This window comes from Nocardiopsis sp. TRM 82005, assembly GCF_056312425.1.
On record NZ_JBWDTQ010000014.1, the window covers coordinates 184,938 to 200,927 of the forward strand.

The 15,990-nt window shown below is 66.9% G+C and carries 16 protein-coding genes; 5 read left to right on the forward strand and 11 right to left on the reverse strand.

Annotation, left to right across the window (positions count from 1 at the left end; translation table 11 throughout):
• Positions 1-141: 141 nt before the first annotated feature.
• From AC0T5L_RS11270 to AC0T5L_RS11290, 5 genes are all read right to left on the reverse strand, one after another.
• Positions 142-408 carry a hypothetical protein gene (locus tag AC0T5L_RS11270; protein WP_476165370.1) on the reverse strand — a complete coding sequence of 89 codons (267 nt, stop codon included), beginning with the start codon at positions 406-408 and terminating at the stop codon, positions 142-144.
• A gap of 48 nt (positions 409-456) precedes the next feature.
• Positions 457-2,766: a heavy metal translocating P-type ATPase gene (locus tag AC0T5L_RS11275; RefSeq protein WP_476165371.1), complete on the reverse strand. Its 2,310-nt coding sequence runs from the start codon at positions 2,764-2,766 to the stop codon at positions 457-459.
• A complete protein-coding gene (locus AC0T5L_RS11280; RefSeq protein WP_476165372.1) occupies positions 2,750-3,736 on the reverse strand; it encodes a hypothetical protein in 987 nt (328 codons plus the stop codon). The genes AC0T5L_RS11275 and AC0T5L_RS11280 overlap by 17 nt, the downstream gene beginning before the upstream one ends.
• A 2-nt stretch (positions 3,737-3,738) precedes the next feature.
• Entirely contained in the window at positions 3,739-3,909 is a 171-nt protein-coding gene (locus AC0T5L_RS11285) for a hypothetical protein (RefSeq protein WP_476165373.1), read from the reverse strand.
• 68 nt (positions 3,910-3,977) lie between these two features.
• Entirely contained in the window at positions 3,978-5,540 is a 1,563-nt protein-coding gene (locus AC0T5L_RS11290; RefSeq protein ID WP_476165374.1) for an MFS transporter, read from the reverse strand.
• A gap of 303 nt (positions 5,541-5,843) precedes the next feature.
• On the opposite strand from AC0T5L_RS11290, the gene AC0T5L_RS11295 reads away from it, so the two are divergent.
• From AC0T5L_RS11295 to AC0T5L_RS11310, 4 genes are all read left to right on the forward strand, one after another.
• Positions 5,844-6,827: an ATP-binding cassette domain-containing protein gene (locus tag AC0T5L_RS11295; protein WP_476165375.1), complete on the forward strand. Its 984-nt coding sequence runs from the start codon at positions 5,844-5,846 to the stop codon at positions 6,825-6,827.
• Positions 6,824-7,660 carry an ABC transporter permease gene (locus AC0T5L_RS11300; RefSeq protein WP_476165376.1) on the forward strand — a complete coding sequence of 279 codons (837 nt, stop codon included), beginning with the start codon at positions 6,824-6,826 and terminating at the stop codon, positions 7,658-7,660. Before AC0T5L_RS11295 ends, AC0T5L_RS11300 begins: the two co-directional genes overlap by 4 nt.
• A 1,223-nt stretch (positions 7,661-8,883) precedes the next feature.
• Complete coding sequence (locus AC0T5L_RS11305) at positions 8,884-9,036, forward strand: hypothetical protein (RefSeq protein WP_476165377.1); 153 nt, start codon at positions 8,884-8,886, stop codon at positions 9,034-9,036.
• A gap of 142 nt (positions 9,037-9,178) precedes the next feature.
• Positions 9,179-9,889 carry a thioesterase II family protein gene (locus AC0T5L_RS11310; RefSeq protein WP_476165378.1) on the forward strand — a complete coding sequence of 237 codons (711 nt, stop codon included), beginning with the start codon at positions 9,179-9,181 and terminating at the stop codon, positions 9,887-9,889.
• A 5-nt stretch (positions 9,890-9,894) separates the two neighbouring features.
• On the opposite strand, the gene AC0T5L_RS11315 is transcribed toward AC0T5L_RS11310, so the two are convergent.
• The 6 genes from AC0T5L_RS11315 to AC0T5L_RS11340 form a co-directional block, all read right to left on the reverse strand.
• On the reverse strand, positions 9,895-10,557 hold the full coding sequence (locus tag AC0T5L_RS11315; RefSeq protein WP_476165379.1) for a TOPRIM nucleotidyl transferase/hydrolase domain-containing protein: 663 nt from the start codon (positions 10,555-10,557) through the stop codon (positions 9,895-9,897).
• Positions 10,558-11,108: 551 nt separating this feature from the next.
• Positions 11,109-11,591 carry a DinB family protein gene (locus AC0T5L_RS11320; protein ID WP_476165380.1) on the reverse strand — a complete coding sequence of 161 codons (483 nt, stop codon included), beginning with the start codon at positions 11,589-11,591 and terminating at the stop codon, positions 11,109-11,111.
• A 63-nt stretch (positions 11,592-11,654) separates the two neighbouring features.
• Positions 11,655-12,332, reverse strand: a complete 678-nt coding sequence (locus tag AC0T5L_RS11325; RefSeq protein WP_476165381.1) for an ABC transporter permease — start codon at positions 12,330-12,332, stop codon at positions 11,655-11,657.
• A gap of 109 nt (positions 12,333-12,441) precedes the next feature.
• Positions 12,442-13,209 carry an ABC transporter permease gene (locus AC0T5L_RS11330; protein WP_476165382.1) on the reverse strand — a complete coding sequence of 256 codons (768 nt, stop codon included), beginning with the start codon at positions 13,207-13,209 and terminating at the stop codon, positions 12,442-12,444.
• Complete coding sequence (locus AC0T5L_RS11335; protein ID WP_476165383.1) at positions 13,206-14,153, reverse strand: ABC transporter ATP-binding protein; 948 nt, start codon at positions 14,151-14,153, stop codon at positions 13,206-13,208. The genes AC0T5L_RS11330 and AC0T5L_RS11335 overlap by 4 nt, the downstream gene beginning before the upstream one ends.
• Positions 14,150-14,365 (reverse strand): MbtH family protein, encoded by a 216-nt coding sequence (locus AC0T5L_RS11340; protein ID WP_476165384.1) that lies wholly within the window; start codon positions 14,363-14,365, stop codon positions 14,150-14,152. The genes AC0T5L_RS11335 and AC0T5L_RS11340 overlap by 4 nt, the downstream gene beginning before the upstream one ends.
• 415 nt (positions 14,366-14,780) lie before the next feature.
• Between AC0T5L_RS11340 and AC0T5L_RS11345 the strand changes: the two genes are divergently transcribed.
• On the forward strand, positions 14,781-15,968 hold the full coding sequence (locus tag AC0T5L_RS11345; RefSeq protein ID WP_476165385.1) for a class-II aminoacyl-tRNA synthetase family protein: 1,188 nt from the start codon (positions 14,781-14,783) through the stop codon (positions 15,966-15,968).
• Positions 15,969-15,990: the final 22 nt, after the last annotated feature.

A 15,990-nucleotide genomic window follows, 5' to 3' on the forward strand; every position in this document is an offset into this window, starting at 1 on the left:
GCCTGTGCCGACGCGGGTTCGCACCGGGGTCTTCATGACGGCCGTGGTCTGTGCCCATGCCGTGCGTTTATACCCCCGTGGGGTACATACCGAGAGTTCGGGGCCCCGGCCGACGGCCGGGGCCCCGACTCCGAGAAGGTCTCAGGGAGAGACGTAGAGCTCGGGGTCCGCGTCGAACAGCGGGCCGCAGGAGTCACAGCACAGCCAGTACCGCTGTCCCTGGTAGTCCCGGAACAGTCCCGCCTCCTCCGCCTCGGACATGATCACGGTATTGCCGACCATGACGGGGCACTCGGCCACATCCTGTGCACTGGACGGGGCCGGCTCCTCATCGGTGCTGTCGTGGCCACAGCACGAGCCCGTGCTGCTGTTCGCCTGGTTCTGGCCGGGGCCGTCACACGTGGACATCGTCTGACCTTTCGTCGTCCTTCAGTGGGTATCCGGGGATTGGCGCGCTCAGCTGACCGAGGCGGGGGCCCGGACGTGCTCGGGGCTTGAGCCGTCCGCGCGTGCCTTGAACGAGCGCAGGCGCAGGCTGTTGCTGACCACGAACACGCTGGAGAAGGCCATCGCGGCACCGGCCAGCATGGGGTTGAGCAGACCGAGGGCCGCCAGAGGGATGGCCGCGCTGTTGTAGGCGAACGCCCAGAACAGGTTGGTCTTGATCGTGCTCAGCGTTCGGCGTGCCAGCCGAATCGCGTCGGCGGCCGCCCTGAGGTCACCACGGACCAGGGTGATGTCGGCCGCCTCGATGGCCACGTCAGTACCGGTCCCCATCGCCAGGCCCAGATCGGCCTGGGCCAAGGCAGGGGCGTCGTTGACTCCGTCGCCCACCATCGCGACCGTCCTGCCCTCGCCCTGGAGGCGGGCCACGACATCGACCTTGTCCTTGGGCAGGACTTCGGCGATGACCTGGTCGATGCCGACCTCAGCGGCAACCTGCTCGGCCACCGCCTGGTTGTCACCGGTCAGCAGCACCGGGGCCAGACCAAGGTCCTTGAACTGGGCGATCGCCTGCGCGCTGGTCGGCTTGACCTGGTCGGCCACGACCAGCACGCCCTGGGCCCGACCGTCCCAGCCGACCGCGACAGCGGTCTTGCCCCCGGCTTCGGCGGCCCTCTTGGCTTCGCGTAGGTCCTCGTCGAGGTGCTGGGACCAGTCGGCCAGCAGCGCCTCGCGTCCGACCAGGACGGCATGGCCATCGACGACCCCCTGGACGCCGCGGCCCTCGATGCTTTCGAAGGACTCGGGAACCGGCAGATCCCCCACCTCGGAGGTGGCTCCGGCCGCGATCGCCTGGGCGATGGGGTGCTCGGAGGCGTCCTCCAGCGCACCGGACAGGCGGAGCAGCTGCTCGCGCTCCACACCCGAGGCGGGTATGACCTCGGCGAGGGTCATCTTGCCGGTGGTGACCGTACCGGTCTTGTCCAGCACGACCGTGTCGATACGGCGCGTGGACTCCAGCACCTGGGGCCCCTTGATCAGCACGCCCATCTGGGCGCCCCGACCCGTACCCACCAACAGGGCGGTGGGCGTCGCCAGTCCGAGCGCGCAGGGGCAGGCGATGATGAGCACCGCGACCGCGGCGGTGAAACCGGCGACGAGCGGGAAACCGGCCCCGATCCAGGCGCCGAGCGCGGCCACGGCGATCGCGATCGCGATCGGCACGAACACTCCGGAGACCCGGTCGGCCAGACGCTGGATCTCGGCCTTGCCCGACTGGGCGTCCTCGACCATCCTGGCCATCTGCGCCAGCTGGGTGTCCGACCCCACCCGGGTGGCGCGCACCAGCAGGCGGCCACCGGCGTTGACGGTGGCACCGGTGACGGGGTCGCCCTCGGCGACCTCGACCGGTACCGACTCACCGGTGAGCATGGAGGCGTCGATCGCGCTCTTGCCGGAGGCGACGACGCCGTCGGTGGCTATCTTCTCACCCGGGCGGACGACGAACTCGTCCCCGATCGAGAGCTCCTCGACCGGTACGCGCCGCTCCTTGCCGTCACGAAGCACGGAGACCTCTTTGGCGCCGAGTTCGAGCAGGGTGCGCAGCGCCGCACCGGCGCGGCGCTTGGAACGCTTCTCGAAGTAGCGGCCCAGTAGCAAGAAGGTGATGACGCCAGCCGCCACCTCAAGGTAGATGTGGCCCATCCCGTCGGACCGCGAGATGGCCAGCTCGAAGGGGTGCACCACTCCCGGCTGGCCAGCGGTGCCGAAGAACAGCGCCACCACCGACCAGAGGAACGCGGCCGTGGTGCCGACCGAGATGAGCGTGTCCATCGTCGCCGCACCGTGGCGCAGGTTCGTCCACGTGGCGCGGTGGAAGGGCCAGCCGGCCCACACCACGACGGGGGCGGCCAGGACGAGGGAGGCGAACCCCCAGTAGTCGAATTGCAGGGCCGGGACCATCGCCATCGCGATGACCGGCACCGACAGGGCCGCCGAGCCGATCAGCCGCTGACGCAAGGTGGTGAGCTCAGCGTCCTCGGCCGACTCCTCCTCGGACTGCTCGTTCGAGGAGGAGTCGGCCCGGGCGGGCAGAGCGGCGGTATAGCCGGTCTTCTCCACCTCGGAGATCAGCATCTTCGGATCCAGGTCGGACGGCCCCGTGACTCTGGCCTTCTCCGTGGCGTAGTTCACGCTGGCGACGATGCCGTCCAGTTTGTTGAGCTTCTTCTCGACCCGGTTGGCGCACGCGGCACAGGTCATACCACCGATTTGCAGCTCTACGCTGGCCGTGGGGGCCGACTGGTCATTCGCCGTGGTCATGGCTCTCTCCTTCCTCGTGCCCGGTGCCGTCCTCGGACGGGGCCGGCGACTCCTCGTCCCCGGAGCCCTCGGTGTCGAGGACGAACTCGGCGGTGCGCACCTCGCCGTCGACCTGGAAGTTCAGGTAGAGCAGGTACCGGCCCGATGTGGGCGCGGTGACCTCAAAGGCCACCTCCGGGCCCGAGGTCTCGCCCGAACGCGGTTCCCCACCGTGGGGGTGCACGTGCAGATAGGCCAGGTCGCCCTCGCGCAGTGCCACCAGGTGGCCGTAGGCACCGAGATACGGTTGCAGCGTTGTCACGGGCTCTCCGTCGCGACTCACCGTCACCGTGAGCATGGAGCTCTCCGCGGCCCTCAGGCCGCCGGCGACGCTGACCTCGAACTCGTCGGCCCGCGCGGTCGTGACCTCACCGTCCACCGTCTGTGGGTCGGTGTCGCCGGCGACCTGCACGGTGCTCGACAGGGTGACGCTCTCCTCCGACCCCGTCGGCACGAACTCGACGAAGACCCGGTAACTGCCGCCCTCGTCCCATTCCCACGGGACCGACCACCGGCCCTCGCCGTCGCGTTCGGGGTGGACGTGGCGGAACTGCGCGCCGTCGGAGCGGACCACGATCAGGTGCATCTCCTTCTCGTGGGACAGGTCGAAGTCCGTCACGGTCAGACCGTCGGCTCCGGTGATGGACAGCGTGAGCTCACCCTCCTCACCGGACTCCACCGGGGCTGCCAAGTCGGTGAGCCGGTAACCCTCCGACTCCAGGGTGAGCCCGGAGGCGGAGGACCCGTGGCCCTGGCCGCCACCGGAGTGCTCGCCGCCGTTCACGCCATGCTCTTCCGGGTGACCTTCCGTCTCCTCTGCCCAGCTCTCCACGGTCTCCTCCGGAACGATCGCGCCCGCCGTGACGAACGCCGCGGCGAACACGGCCGCCAAGAGGGCGCCGTACAGACCGAGCCTGGTTGAAGCACGCATTTTCAGACCACCTTGATTCCGGCCACATCATCGGTACTCGAACCCGCGGCCGCTCGACCGGTCAGGGCCTCGGCCGTGGTCCGGGGCGCGTCGGGGAGCCGGTCGTCCCCGGCCCGGACCACACGTCCGCGGTACCCGCGTGCGGTACCGGATCCGTCGCCGTTCGTGCCCATGGTCCTCGCACCTCCTTCCTTGTCGCTCGCCACACGATTCACTCCCTGGGGGTGTTCCTGGGAAGGGCTCACTCAGCGGCTTCCTGCGCCGCGGGCTCGTTCGCCGCACCGGTCGGCGGAATGTGGCGCAGCCGGACGGCGGCGATGAGGGCCGCCAGCGCGGCGATCACCGCCGAGACGGTGGCCGCTGTGTTCAGACCGCTGGCGAAGGCCTCCTGCGCGGCGGTCAGCACCGCCTCGCCGGCCTGCCCGGAGAGGGTCTCCGCGGTGACGAGCGCTCCGTCGATGCTGTCGCTGGCGGCCGCGGCGGCTTCCGGGGGAAGGCCGTCGGGCAGGGAGCCCTCCGTCCGGTGACGGTAGGCGGCGACACCGATGCTGCCGATCACCGCCACACCCAGGGAGATCCCCAGGTCGTTCGCGGTGGTCGCGAGACCGGAGGCCGCGCCCGCCTTCGACGGCGGCACCGAGCTGACCACCAGGTCGGTGGTCAGGGCCATCGACGGGGCCACGGCCGGGTAGACCACGACGAAGCTCGCGATCACCAGGGCCATACCGGTCCCGGCGTCGAGCTGCGTGAAGGCCAGGTAGCCCAGCACCTGTACCGCGAGACCAGTGGCGATGATGTTGCCCGGGCGGAACCGCCTGGCCATGACCGGTGAGAAGGTCGCGACGAGGATGAGCACCGCGGCGGCCGGCAGGATCGCCAGTCCGGCCTGGAGCGGGGAGAGCCCCTGTACCTGTTGCAGGTACTGGGTGAACATGAAGTACACCCCGCCCAGCGCGGCCGCGGAGAGCAGGAAGACGCTCAGGGCCCCGCTGACGGTGCGGTTGGCGAACAGGCGCACGTCCAGCAGCGGCTGCTCCGCGCGCAGCTGCCGCACCACGAACCAGAGTCCGACCAGCAGGCCCGCGGCCAGGAAGGCGATCGACGGGCCGACCGGCTCCTGGGCGGCGAAGCGCTTGATGCCGTAGATGAGTGCCAGCAGGGAGCCCACCAGTAGCAGTGCGGAGAGGAGGTCGAGCTTGCCACCGCTGGTGTCACGCTGCTCAGGCAGCAGGACCGGGGCACCGATGGCGACGATCGCCATGACAGGTACCGCCACCAGGAAGGTCGCCTCCCAGGAGAAGACCTCGAGCAGCACTCCGCTGAGCAGCGGACCCAGCGCGACACCGGCGGAGATGCCACCGGCCCACACGCCGATGGCCACGCCCCGCTGCTTCGCGTCGGCGAAGAGCGAGAAGATCAGGCCCAGCGTGGCCGGAACCATCATCGCCGCCGCCAGGCCGAGGACGGCTCGCCAGGCGATCATCAACGCCGGGTCGCTCGTCAGGGCCGCCACCGTCGAAACGGCTCCGAAGGTCACCGCGCCCAGGATCAGCAGGAGCCGCTTGCCGACCCGGTCTCCCAGGACCCCCATGGCGACCAGGAAGCCGGCCATCACGAAGCCGTAGATGTCCAGGATCCACAGGAGCTGCGTGCTCGACGGCTGGAGGTCGGCCGCCATGTGCGGCGCGGCCAGGAACAGGACCGTCAGCATCATGAACAGCAGTGTCGATGGCAGCACCAGGATCCCCAGCCCCCACCACTGGCGCGCACCGGCACGCTGGGCCGCCGTGTTCTTCTCAGACATCAGGTGTCTCCTTCATCGACTCTCCTCCTGTGGTTGTTGACTTACCCTAGGGGGGTATAGGCGTGAGCGCAGAGTACACCCCAGGGGGGTATATCAGTCAAGGAAGGAGTCACAAGGGCGCGGGGAAGCGCTCCCCGGATGCGCCGCCGGCTCCGCTCCCCAGCGCCTGCCGTGGGCGGGCCGGAAGTCTGTTCCGTACGGCGTACGGGAATTTTTGGTGAAACGCTTGTGTCAACAGTTCAGTGTTCTGTACAGTACAGCGTACGTCAGGCAGGGGCGGCTGGTGGCGCTGAGGAGGATGCTTTGGATTCGACCGGGTTCGCGGTCACGGCACGAGGCCTGGGCAAGAGGTACGGCAAGGCCTGGGCGCTGAAGGACTTCAACCTGAACGTGCGGCGCGGCACCGTCTGCGGACTGCTCGGCCCCAACGGGTCGGGCAAGACCACATCGGTGCGCATCCTGACCACACTGCTGCGCCACGACGAGGGAAGTGCCCGGATCGCCGGGTACGACATCTCCACCCAGGGCGTCCAGGTGCGGCACCAGATCGGGTTGGTGGGACAGAACGCGGCCGTCGACGAGGTACTCAGCGGTCGCCAGAACCTCGAGATGTTCGGGCGGCTCTACCACCTGGGCGCGCGGCGGGCCGGGCGCCGCGCTGACGAGCTGCTCGAACAGTTCCGGCTCACCGGCACGGGGAAGAAGGCGGTCAGCACCTACTCCGGGGGGATGCGGCGCCGCCTCGACCTGGCGGCCAGCATGGTTCTCTCCCCGCCGGTGCTCTTCCTGGACGAGCCCACCACGGGGCTGGACCCCCGCAGCCGCAACGAGGTGTGGGGCGCGGTCCGCCAGCTGGTCGCGGAGGGCACGACCGTGCTCCTCACCACCCAGCACCTGGAGGAGGCCGACCAGCTCGCGGACCGTATCTCGGTGATCGACTCCGGCACCGTCGTGGCGGAGGGGGCCCCCGGCGATCTTAAGGCCCGGATCGGCGGTGACCGGATCGATGCGGTGCCGCACGACACCGAGGCGCTGGAGGAGGCCGCGCGGATCATCGAGCGGGTGGTCGGCGGACGGCCGTCGGTCGAGAGCGACACCCGGCGGGTCAGCGTCGGTGTGGACAACCGCGTCACGGCGCTCACCGAGGTGGCGAGGGCGCTGGAGGACGCCGGGATCGCCGTGGAGGACATCGCCCTGCGGCGTCCGACCCTGGACGAGGTGTTCCTGCACCTCACAGGGGACGACACGTCCGCCCCCGAGACCGCTCAGGAGGCTTCCGTCCGATGAACGACACCAGAACCGCGGTCCCGGTCGGGCCGCGGAACACCGGTGACAGGCTCCGGTGGGCACTCGTGGACGGGTGGACCGTCACCCGCCGGGACCTCATCCACTGGTTGCGCCAACCCGGCCAGCTGATCGCCGGACTGATGTTCCCCGTCGTCATGGTGATGATGTTCGGGTTCCTGTTCGGCGGTGCGATGGTCGTCCCCGGCGGCGGGAACTACCGGGAGTTCCTGATGCCCGGCATGTTCGCCATGGCGATGGTCTTCGGTATCGGGGAGACCGTCACCGCCGTCGCCCACGACTCCTCCCGCGGGGTCACGGACCGTTTCCGGTCCATGCCGATGGCGCCTTCCGCCGTGGTCGTCGGCCGGTGCGCCGCGGACATGCTCAAGTCCACCATCACCCTGTTCCTCCTCATCGGCTGCGGTCTGCTGGTGGGCTGGCAGTGGAACGGTACGGCCGGTGAGGCCGCCGCCGGGATCGGGCTGCTCCTGCTGCTCCGGTTCTCCCTGGTCTGGATGGGCGTCTACGTCGGTCTGGTCATGCGGGGCGAGAGCGCCATCATGGCCGTGCACACGCTGGAGTTCCCCCTGGGGTTCCTCTCCAACGCCTTCGTGGCGACCGCCACCATGCCCCTGTGGTTGGGCACGATCGCGGACTGGAACCCGTTGTCCTCGACCGTCGCCGCCACCCGTGAGCTGTTCGGCAATCCCGGTTGGGGCGGCGACAGCTGGGTCGTGCAGAACGCGACGCTGATGGCCGTCGTCTGGCCGCTGATCATCGCCGCGGTCTTCTTCCCCCTCTGTGTCCGACGGTTCCGAAGGCTCGGTCAGTAGCCGACGGACGCTGGTTCTCCGTCCAGGCAGCGTGCAGCGGTGGTCCGCCGAAGGGGGGTAGGGCGCGCAGCAGACCCCGGCCGTGCGCCCGTGCACCTGCGCTGGTGGTGCGCCGAAGGGGGTGGGGGAGTGGGGTTCTCTGGCGCGGTGCGGTCACCACAGGGGGGTGGGACCGACCGAGGGCGAGTTCGTCTGGCGAACTCAACTGAGGGAGATCCCTGGCCCCGGAGGCCGCAGGAATGGGAGAAGCTAGGCGTCCGCTCCTGGGCCCGCCCGCCATGTGCGGGGGTAGCGCTCCCGGGAGCGGGTCCTGCACCGCCTGGGGGCGGGGGTACACGAATATAGGACGCCGGTCACCGGGAAGCCCCTAGCTTGGGCGCGCGCCGTGCGGGGACAAGCGGGGTGCAGAGCATGCAGGCGGCGCTCCGCCACAGGGGGTTGGGGAAGCGTGGAGCGGTGGCCCGCCGCAGGGGGTGGGTAGAGCGCGCAGCAAACCTCAGCCACGCACCCGTAGAGCTCACAACGGCGAGTAACCAAAACTGTGGTTGTTCGTCAGCCCGGGCCCTACGGGTGCCTGGCCGGGGTCTCCTGGAGGCTCTCCCCAATCCCCTGGGGCGGAGCGCCGCTGCCAGCTCTACGGGTGCGCGGCAGGGGCCCCGGAAGGCTCTACCAAAACCCTTATGGCGGGGCCGGTCACGTGCCGGGCCCCGACGAGCTGGAACTGTGACGTGAGTGCATTGTGGGGATTCCTCGGACCAGGGGCCGGAGTGTTTCGCCATTGTTTGCGTTGGCCGCCAAGATTGCGCAGGTCAGCGGTAATACCTGGCCGTCGCACAGCAGGTGGGGGTGAATCCGGGGCCACAGGCCCGTCTCGGTCCAGGTCTGGAACCAGCGGTGCGGCGCCACATCATTCACGATGGGTGGTCGCACAAGCCTCGCAGGGCTTTTGAGACGAGCCCTATGACCTGCATATTCAGGTTGGGAAGGGGCTGCTGGCGCCTGTCGCCGGGGCATAGTCAGCGACCTGTCTACCCATCTGCGCCACTTGAAGCGCAAACCCAAGCCCGGGCCTGAGTACCATGCTGTTCATCGAGATCAACGCGGTATAACGGATGAGAAACACGGTCCATGACACCGTTCCGCCCGTACTCTTGACTTATGGCAGCGCTGCGTTGATAGTGTAATGGAGGATGCTCGCATACCGAGATCTACAGGAGGAACGCATGTTCCAAAATGTCCTTTCTCAGCTCATCGACTCCGACGAGTTCGCTGCTCTCTCTGCGGAAGAGCTGCGCTCCCTGGTACTTGATCTGGACGAGCAGATCGTGTTCAGCTCGAACGAGCACATCGACACCCACACGACAGCTGGTTCGTAGTTTTCAGGCAACTGGGTTCCTCCTTCGTGCTGGTTTCGGGGGAGCCCAGGCTGCTTTCCCAGGATCAATTCCCCCCGTCACGATCGACGACAATAGTATGCCTACGGCCGATTCTCCTCCAGCTGCGAAGCCACGTTGGTTGTTGCGAAAGCCCGACCCCGACGCGGCGGCTCGTCTCTTCTGTTTCCCCTACAGCGGATGCGGCGCCTCCATGTACTATCGCTGGCCGCGGCGGATCGGCGGGGTCGACGTCTGCCTGATCCAACCACCAGCGCGGGAGAACCGGATCCGCGAGCCCCACTACGACACATACCAGGAGCTCGCACGGTCGCTCTTAGACGAGCTGCCTGCATATCTGGACAAACCCTATGCATTCTTCGGCCACTGCGCGGGCGCGCTGCCCGGAGCGGAGCTGACGCAACAGCTCGCCGCAGCCGGGCTCCCCCTGCCCCGGCGGCTCTTCGTGTCGTCGCAGTCCGCACCGCATGATGGTCCGGCCGGGAGATTCCTCGACCTGAACCGTGACCAGCTGGCCGACGAGCTGCGCCGGTTGATCGTCAAGCTCGGTGGGAAGCCGGTGCCTCAGCTGGTCGAACTCGGCCTCGACCTACTGGTCGCGGACATCGAGGCCAACCGGCGCTACCGCGTACCGGAACCGCAACCGCTGCCCTGCGGCGTCACCGTCCTCGGCTGGACAGACGACCAAGAGGTTCCCATGGAATGGATGAGCGGCTGGAGCGATCTGACCGACGACTGCCGTTATGCACTCCTGGACGGAGACCATTATGCATTTCTCGGTGCACCAACGGCATTGACCGCCGAGATCGAACACGATCTCACTGGAGTCCGCTAGCGGCCTCAGACCTCATCGAGCACCGCGACGAGCGGTTCCGGTGCGAGGTCCACGTCCACCGCCTCCACCAGCAAGCGGGCGTACCGAAGCTTACGCCGAGCACCAGAGCTGAAGAAACGATGCATCTGCGCGACGACCGGCTGGTCGCGCCAAGCCGCCTGCCGTTGCAGAGTGGTGAACGAACCCAAGTCACCCTGCGCCTCGAAAGTCTCCTTGACCCTGTCGACGCCCACCGCCCGGATAAGTTCCTCCTCCAGGTCATCGACGCAGACATGAAAACCCAGACGCTGCATGTCCGCCCGGGTCCGCGGGGCACCGACCTCCGCTTTGACCAACCCTCGCCGGAAGACCTCCTCCTCGCCGGTGTCACATAGGCCCGCGAATCGCAGGTCCTCGCCAGTCGGCCCGTACTGACGCAGGTATCGGGTCACCGCGTGCGCGCCACCCACCGGCAGCACCACGACCCCCTCAGCGTTGAGCTCCCGGCCCTGTCTGGCGGCAAGGGTCTCTACGGCGATCTGGTCGCTGACACCCTCGACGAGAATGATGGCGTCGGCGCCATCCGTCTTCTCCAGAGCCTTGGCGGTTGCGCGCTCAGTCGCCGTAGGACCATTCTCGTATCCGTCAAGGGCCTGGTGGGCGAGCCGCCGGCGCGTCACAACATCCATTTGTGTCCATCCAGGGTAGGCGGGAACGGTGGTGTTGGTCTATAGTTCGGGAAATAACCACTACATTAGCACACGTTCGTATGGGGTAGCCGATTGCGATGCCCCTGAAACGGTCTAATCGGGATCGTGGTAAAAGACATTGGCGCAGCTGGCTTATATGGTGATCTCGTGGCCAGCCGCCGCCCTGTCCTTCCGTCTTGCCGACCGGAAAAGCTTCATTTCCCTCCCGGACGGCCAGCGTTCACTGAACCCTTTTCATCCGGTTTCTCGTAGCTGAGGTACGAGGACCGCTCGGGCGGCCTCGCCCGCCTGCCGCGGACGGCGGCGGAGCTTGCGCAGAATCCGTCCGTCCTTGGGCTGGGCGACAGCGCGTTCCCCCGACCCGTTCGAGTGCGGCGGCCAACGACGTCGCGTTGGCCGCCGCACTCGAACGACTGGCGATCGCACGGCCGGTGGGGCGGCGCTGCACCGTTGGGGCGTAGCCGGCCCCGGTGCCCGGCCGAACGCGTCGGCTGGGCCGGCTACCGCTTCGCCGATGACCGGACCCCGTGTCAAAGACCGGTAGTACCGTCGATCTGCTCCCGGAGGATGTCGGCGTGGCCCGCGTGCCGGGCGGTCTCCTCGATCATGTGGCCGAGGATGACCCGGAGCGAGTCCCGCTTGTCCTCGCCGACGTTGGGTACCGCCGCACGTGTGGACAGGTCGGGGCAGGCATCGACGATTTCGTTACTGCGCGCGCACGTCTGCCGGTATGCGGCCACCACCTGTTCGCCGGTGGCGTTCGACGGCACCTGCATTGACTTGTCGGGGAGTACTTGTTCGCCGAGGAAGACCTGCTGGAACCACTGTTCCTCGACCCCCGTCAAGTGTTGGATGATTCCGAGTATATTGGTTCCGGAGGAAACTCCCGGCCTGCGCGACTGCTCATCGTCCAGCCCTTCAGAGGTGCGCACGACCGCGTCGCGCATCTTTTCGAGGTAGCTGAAGAGCACATAGCGCTCGGTGTACTTTAAGTGGTAGCTGGAATCGTCCATCCCCACATGCTACGACTGGTCGCGCGTGAAAGGGGAGGATGGCGGGGCGGGAACTATCGCGGGTTATAGCAACTCGTCGGTGCCGAGTCGGCGGGCGCGGTGGTCCTGGCGCAGCAAGAGGGCGACTGCCACGACCGCCCATGCCACTCCTACCGCTAATTCGAGCACCGCATAGCCGAGCCAGGCCGTGCCGTCCACGGCGCCGCGCACCGCCAGCAGGCCGTTGGTGAGCGGCAGTGCTCTGGCCGCCATCTCGCCGACAGGGCCGAAGGCGGTCAGCGGCGCGACGACCCCACAGGCGAAGAGCAGCGCATAAGTGGCGAAGTTGACGATAAGCACGTCGGCCCGGTACGAGAGCGCGAATGAGCCGATGGCGAGGCCGAACGCACTGGTCGTCAGCGCTAGCAGCGCGATCAGCGGCGTCGCCGCGAGCAGCCGCAGAAGCAGGTCGAGGCCGCCGAACGGTACGGCGAGCACCAGGATCGCAACCATCGAGGCGCCGAAGCCCTCCAGCGCGAAGACGAGCCAGCGGGCGGCGACGATACCCGGGAGCCCGAACACCCCGAGCCGGACCCGGTAGAGGGTTCCGAGCACGCGTTCGTCGAGAATGGCGTCGGGGCCCTTCGCGACGGTGGCCATGGTCATGATGTGGGCCGCGGCACCGATGAAAGCGAAGACCCGTCCCTCTGGTCCGGCAGCGTAGTAGCCCAGGTAGGAGAGGAACGCTACCTGAAGCAGCACCCGTGGAAGGATGGTGAGTGCGATAATCCGAGGAGGATAGAGGCTCATATAGTTGCGGGCTGATATGACAGCGGCAGCCCAGTAGCCTACGAGCGGAGCCGGGCCGGGCTCAGACGAACTCGAGCGTGCCGGCTCGGCGGACACGATTCACCATCCGTTCGAAAAGAAGTGCAGCGATAACGGCATAGGCTGCGGTGGTAACGATGAGCATGGGCCAGGCGTGTGCCGGCGGCGCCGTGCCTGCGGCGGCGGCCCGGAGCAGTTCGGCACCCCAGCGCAGTGACACCACGTAGGAGACCGGGTGCAGCCAGCCTGGCAACAGCGTTAACGGGACTACGAGCCCGCCGAGGATGAACACGGGATAGGCCGCCGCCTCAGCGATACGGTAGGCGGCCCGGGTGAGTACGAACAAGCAGGACACCAGCATGCCGAACACCGAGGCACTGACGATCACCGCGAATGCGGCGACCAGCATGGCGACCGGGGATCCGACGGAGAACGAGTCGCCGATGATCAGCATCGCGAGGGCGACGGTCGGCACCACGAACAGCACGGACCGGATAGTCGACGCCAGCGCCTTCCCGGTGACCACGGCACCGAGACTGGCCGGTCGTACCAGAACCGGAGCGAGTGTTCCCTCATTGCGCTCGTTGAGGAGGACGAAGCCGGTCTGCCAGATGGTCGATCCCCACAACCCGACGAGGATGATGCCGAACGCCAGTTCGGTCGGATCCACCTGGCTGTCGGCGGACCTGGCCAGTAGTACGACGGTGAGGAAGACCGCCGGCTGCACGATGCCGATGATGATCAGCACCAGCGAACGCTGTGTGCGCAGCTGTAGGACCGTCGAAGCGATGAACGTGTGGAACGTGTTCATTTTCCTGCTAGTTCTGCGAATACGCGTTCGAGGCTAGCCGGAAGCACACGTACTTCACTGATATCGGCTTCGGGCCAGAGGTCGGCCAGAGCCCGCAACGCGGCCGGTGACCAGTCGCGCACCTCGAATGTGACCGTCCAGTCGGCCTCGGTGGGCTCGCTGCGCAGCACCCGCACGCCGTGGGCCGAGGAGGCGGTGATCGATGGCGGTGCGCCGGAACCGGAGAGCTTCACCTCGGCGGCCGCGCTGGCACGCTCGAGCAACTGCTCCAGCGGCAGGTCGTGGGTGATCTGGCCCTTCTCCAGGATGACGACCCGCTGGGCGAGGCGTTCGATGTCGCCAAGATAGTGGCTCGTCAGAAGGACGGTGACGCCGCTACCGCGAAGCTCTGCGATGGACTGGCGCACTCGTTCGGCCTCGATGGGGTCCAGTCCCACGGTCGGCTCGTCGAGCATCAGCAAAGCCGGTTCCGCCAACAAACCGGTAGCGATATGGAGGCGTTGCTTCATACCTCTGGAGTAGGTTTCGACGGCGCGGTCCGCCACGCCTGCCAGGTTCACCCGTTCCAGGGCCTCCTCACCGCGTGAGGCCGCCTCGCGGGGTGAGAGCCCGCTGAGAAGACCGAAGTAGCGGATGTTGTCCCGCGCGCCGAGCCGACTGTAGAAGCCGCGTTCTCCGCCGAGTACCACAGACAGGTGCCGTCGCGCCTGCCGAGTCTGACGTACGGCATCGAAACCCGCGACGTGCACGGACCCCTCGGTCGGAATCAGCAGTGTCGAGACGACCTTCAGCAAGGTGGTCTTGCCGGCACCGTTAACTCCTAGCAGGCCAACGGTCTCGCTTTTCTCCAGAGCCAGGTCCACCTTCTTGAGGGCTTGGACCTTCTTCTCTCCGCGGCCGAACGAACGTGACAGGCCGGCTATTTCCAGCGGCCGCGGGCTCACACCCCCTCCATTCGCTTGCGCAAACTCAATGGTCGTAGGTCTGTCCACACCGTTTCGATGTGGTCGAGGCACTCCGACTTGGTTCTCGCTTCTCCGACCCGGGTCCAGCCCGCAGGCGGGGCGCTGTCAGCGGACCAAATGGAGTACTGCTCTTCGTGGTTGACGACCACGTGGTACAGGAGATTGTCCTGTTCAGACTCTTGCTCCGGCACTGTATGACTCCCGGATCATGACAAATGATGACCGTCTCAGGGGGCGTACGTCTCAGGCTGTGTGGCCGTCAGTATGGATGCCGCCCACCCGGTTGTCAAGCAATATATTCACCAGGTGATACTCTTGACGCCTTTTGCTTCCATGGCGTAGGTTCACGATTTGTCGATACCGTAGGAGCCGGCGGATAGTTGACACCGGTTGGGAGCGAGGATCGGTCATGAGTTTAGCGACGTCATCAGCATTTCGCATGCCCATAATTCAGCTGTTGGCGCCGCTCAATATTGAGCGAATCAGCCCTGACCGCAGTCTTGACATCTGCTGTCGTGTGATACCTGGCCAGATGCGTGGAGCAGATGCGGCACCGGCCGTGGCCACCGGGGCCAGTGGCGCATCGATGCAGCGTAACGCAATAAAATGATGAGCCGCGAGCTTATAGAGTTCGACGAGTCCCTTCCGGAGCAGCTCGCTGACGAGCTGGCCAAGCGGGTCTTCTTCGTCACCGATGCGATCGTCGACTTTTCGCTGGTGCGCTCCGGCGGCCGGATCGTCGGGGTCGAGGTGGGGTTGGCGGCAGGCGCCCACAGCCAGGACGTCTCGCGAAAACTGCGCTCTGTGCTGGCCCAGGATGTGCTTCCACAGCAGGTGACACCGAGGCGGGAGTTGTGGCGGTCGCGTCCGCCGACCGCCCTCCAGGAGCGGGTGTTCGACCAGCTTCTCGCCAGCGGAGCCGCGGCAGAGACGGGGGAAGGCCAGGTCGCCGTCGGCGAACCGGTGCTCGGCCTTATGGACTACCTCGACGAGGAGATCCGGGCCATCACCCGCAGCGAGTTCGGCGCCGTGGAATACCGGTATCCGACGCTGCTGCCCCGGTCCGCCCTACAGCGCTCCGGGCACCTCGGCTCGTTTCCGCAACAGCTGATGTTCGTGACCCGACTGCACTCTGATGTGGATGAATACGATAATTTCATATCGGAGGCGGCAAGCGCGGGTGCTGCTTTAGACGTGCTCGCCTACTGCCGCAACAGTGACTACTGCCTGCCGCCGACGATGTGCTTCCACACCTACCAGCAGCTGAGTGATGCGCCACTGCCGGCACCGGAGCTGGTCGTCACCTCCCGTGGTAAGTCCTTCCGATTCGAGTCCCGCTATCGGCGCACACTGGAGCGCCTGTGGGACTTCACTATCCGGGAGGTGGTCTTCCTGGGAGGCCGTCAGTTCGTGCTCGACTGCCGACAACGGCTGCTGGACGCCTCTCTGGCCCTGGTCGACCGGCTCGGGCTGACCGGCTGCTGCGAAGTTGCGAACGATCCTTTCTTTCTCGGCCGGAGCGCGGAGCAGGCCTGGTCGCAGCGGCAGCTAGAACTCAAGTACGAGCTTCGGTTGAACGTCAGTGCGCAGGAGACGGTAGCCGTCGGGTCGTTCAATTTCCATGAGCGCTTCTTTGCTGGCGCGTTCGGCATCACTCCTGGGGGCTCAGCGGCGGTACACACTGCCTGTGTCGGGTTCGGATTGGAGCGGCTGGCCTATGCCTTCTTGTGCCATCACGGACTTGACACCCGCAGGTGGCCGTCGCCGGTCCAAGAGTATGTGCGGCGCACATAATGAATGTCGGGTCTAGAGCGTC

What these genes read in the sequence shown, in the direction of transcription:
- AC0T5L_RS11280 (WP_476165372.1), bottom strand. Translation starts at nt 3,736, where the DNA reads ATGCGTGCTTCAACCAGGCTCGGTCTGTACGGCGCCCTCTTGGCGGCC.
- AC0T5L_RS11270 (WP_476165370.1), bottom strand. Translation starts at nt 408, where the DNA reads ATGTCCACGTGTGACGGCCCCGGCCAGAACCAGGCGAACAGCAGCACG.
- AC0T5L_RS11345 (WP_476165385.1), top strand. Translation starts at nt 14,781, where the DNA reads ATGATGAGCCGCGAGCTTATAGAGTTCGACGAGTCCCTTCCGGAGCAG.
- AC0T5L_RS11320 (WP_476165380.1), bottom strand. Translation starts at nt 11,591, where the DNA reads ATGGACGATTCCAGCTACCACTTAAAGTACACCGAGCGCTATGTGCTC.
- AC0T5L_RS11285 (WP_476165373.1), bottom strand. Translation starts at nt 3,909, where the DNA reads ATGGGCACGAACGGCGACGGATCCGGTACCGCACGCGGGTACCGCGGA.
- AC0T5L_RS11290 (WP_476165374.1), bottom strand. Translation starts at nt 5,540, where the DNA reads ATGTCTGAGAAGAACACGGCGGCCCAGCGTGCCGGTGCGCGCCAGTGG.
- AC0T5L_RS11275 (WP_476165371.1), bottom strand. Translation starts at nt 2,766, where the DNA reads ATGACCACGGCGAATGACCAGTCGGCCCCCACGGCCAGCGTAGAGCTG.
- AC0T5L_RS11300 (WP_476165376.1), top strand. Translation starts at nt 6,824, where the DNA reads ATGAACGACACCAGAACCGCGGTCCCGGTCGGGCCGCGGAACACCGGT.
- AC0T5L_RS11315 (WP_476165379.1), bottom strand. Translation starts at nt 10,557, where the DNA reads ATGGATGTTGTGACGCGCCGGCGGCTCGCCCACCAGGCCCTTGACGGA.
- AC0T5L_RS11305 (WP_476165377.1), top strand. Translation starts at nt 8,884, where the DNA reads ATGTTCCAAAATGTCCTTTCTCAGCTCATCGACTCCGACGAGTTCGCT.
- AC0T5L_RS11330 (WP_476165382.1), bottom strand. Translation starts at nt 13,209, where the DNA reads ATGAACACGTTCCACACGTTCATCGCTTCGACGGTCCTACAGCTGCGC.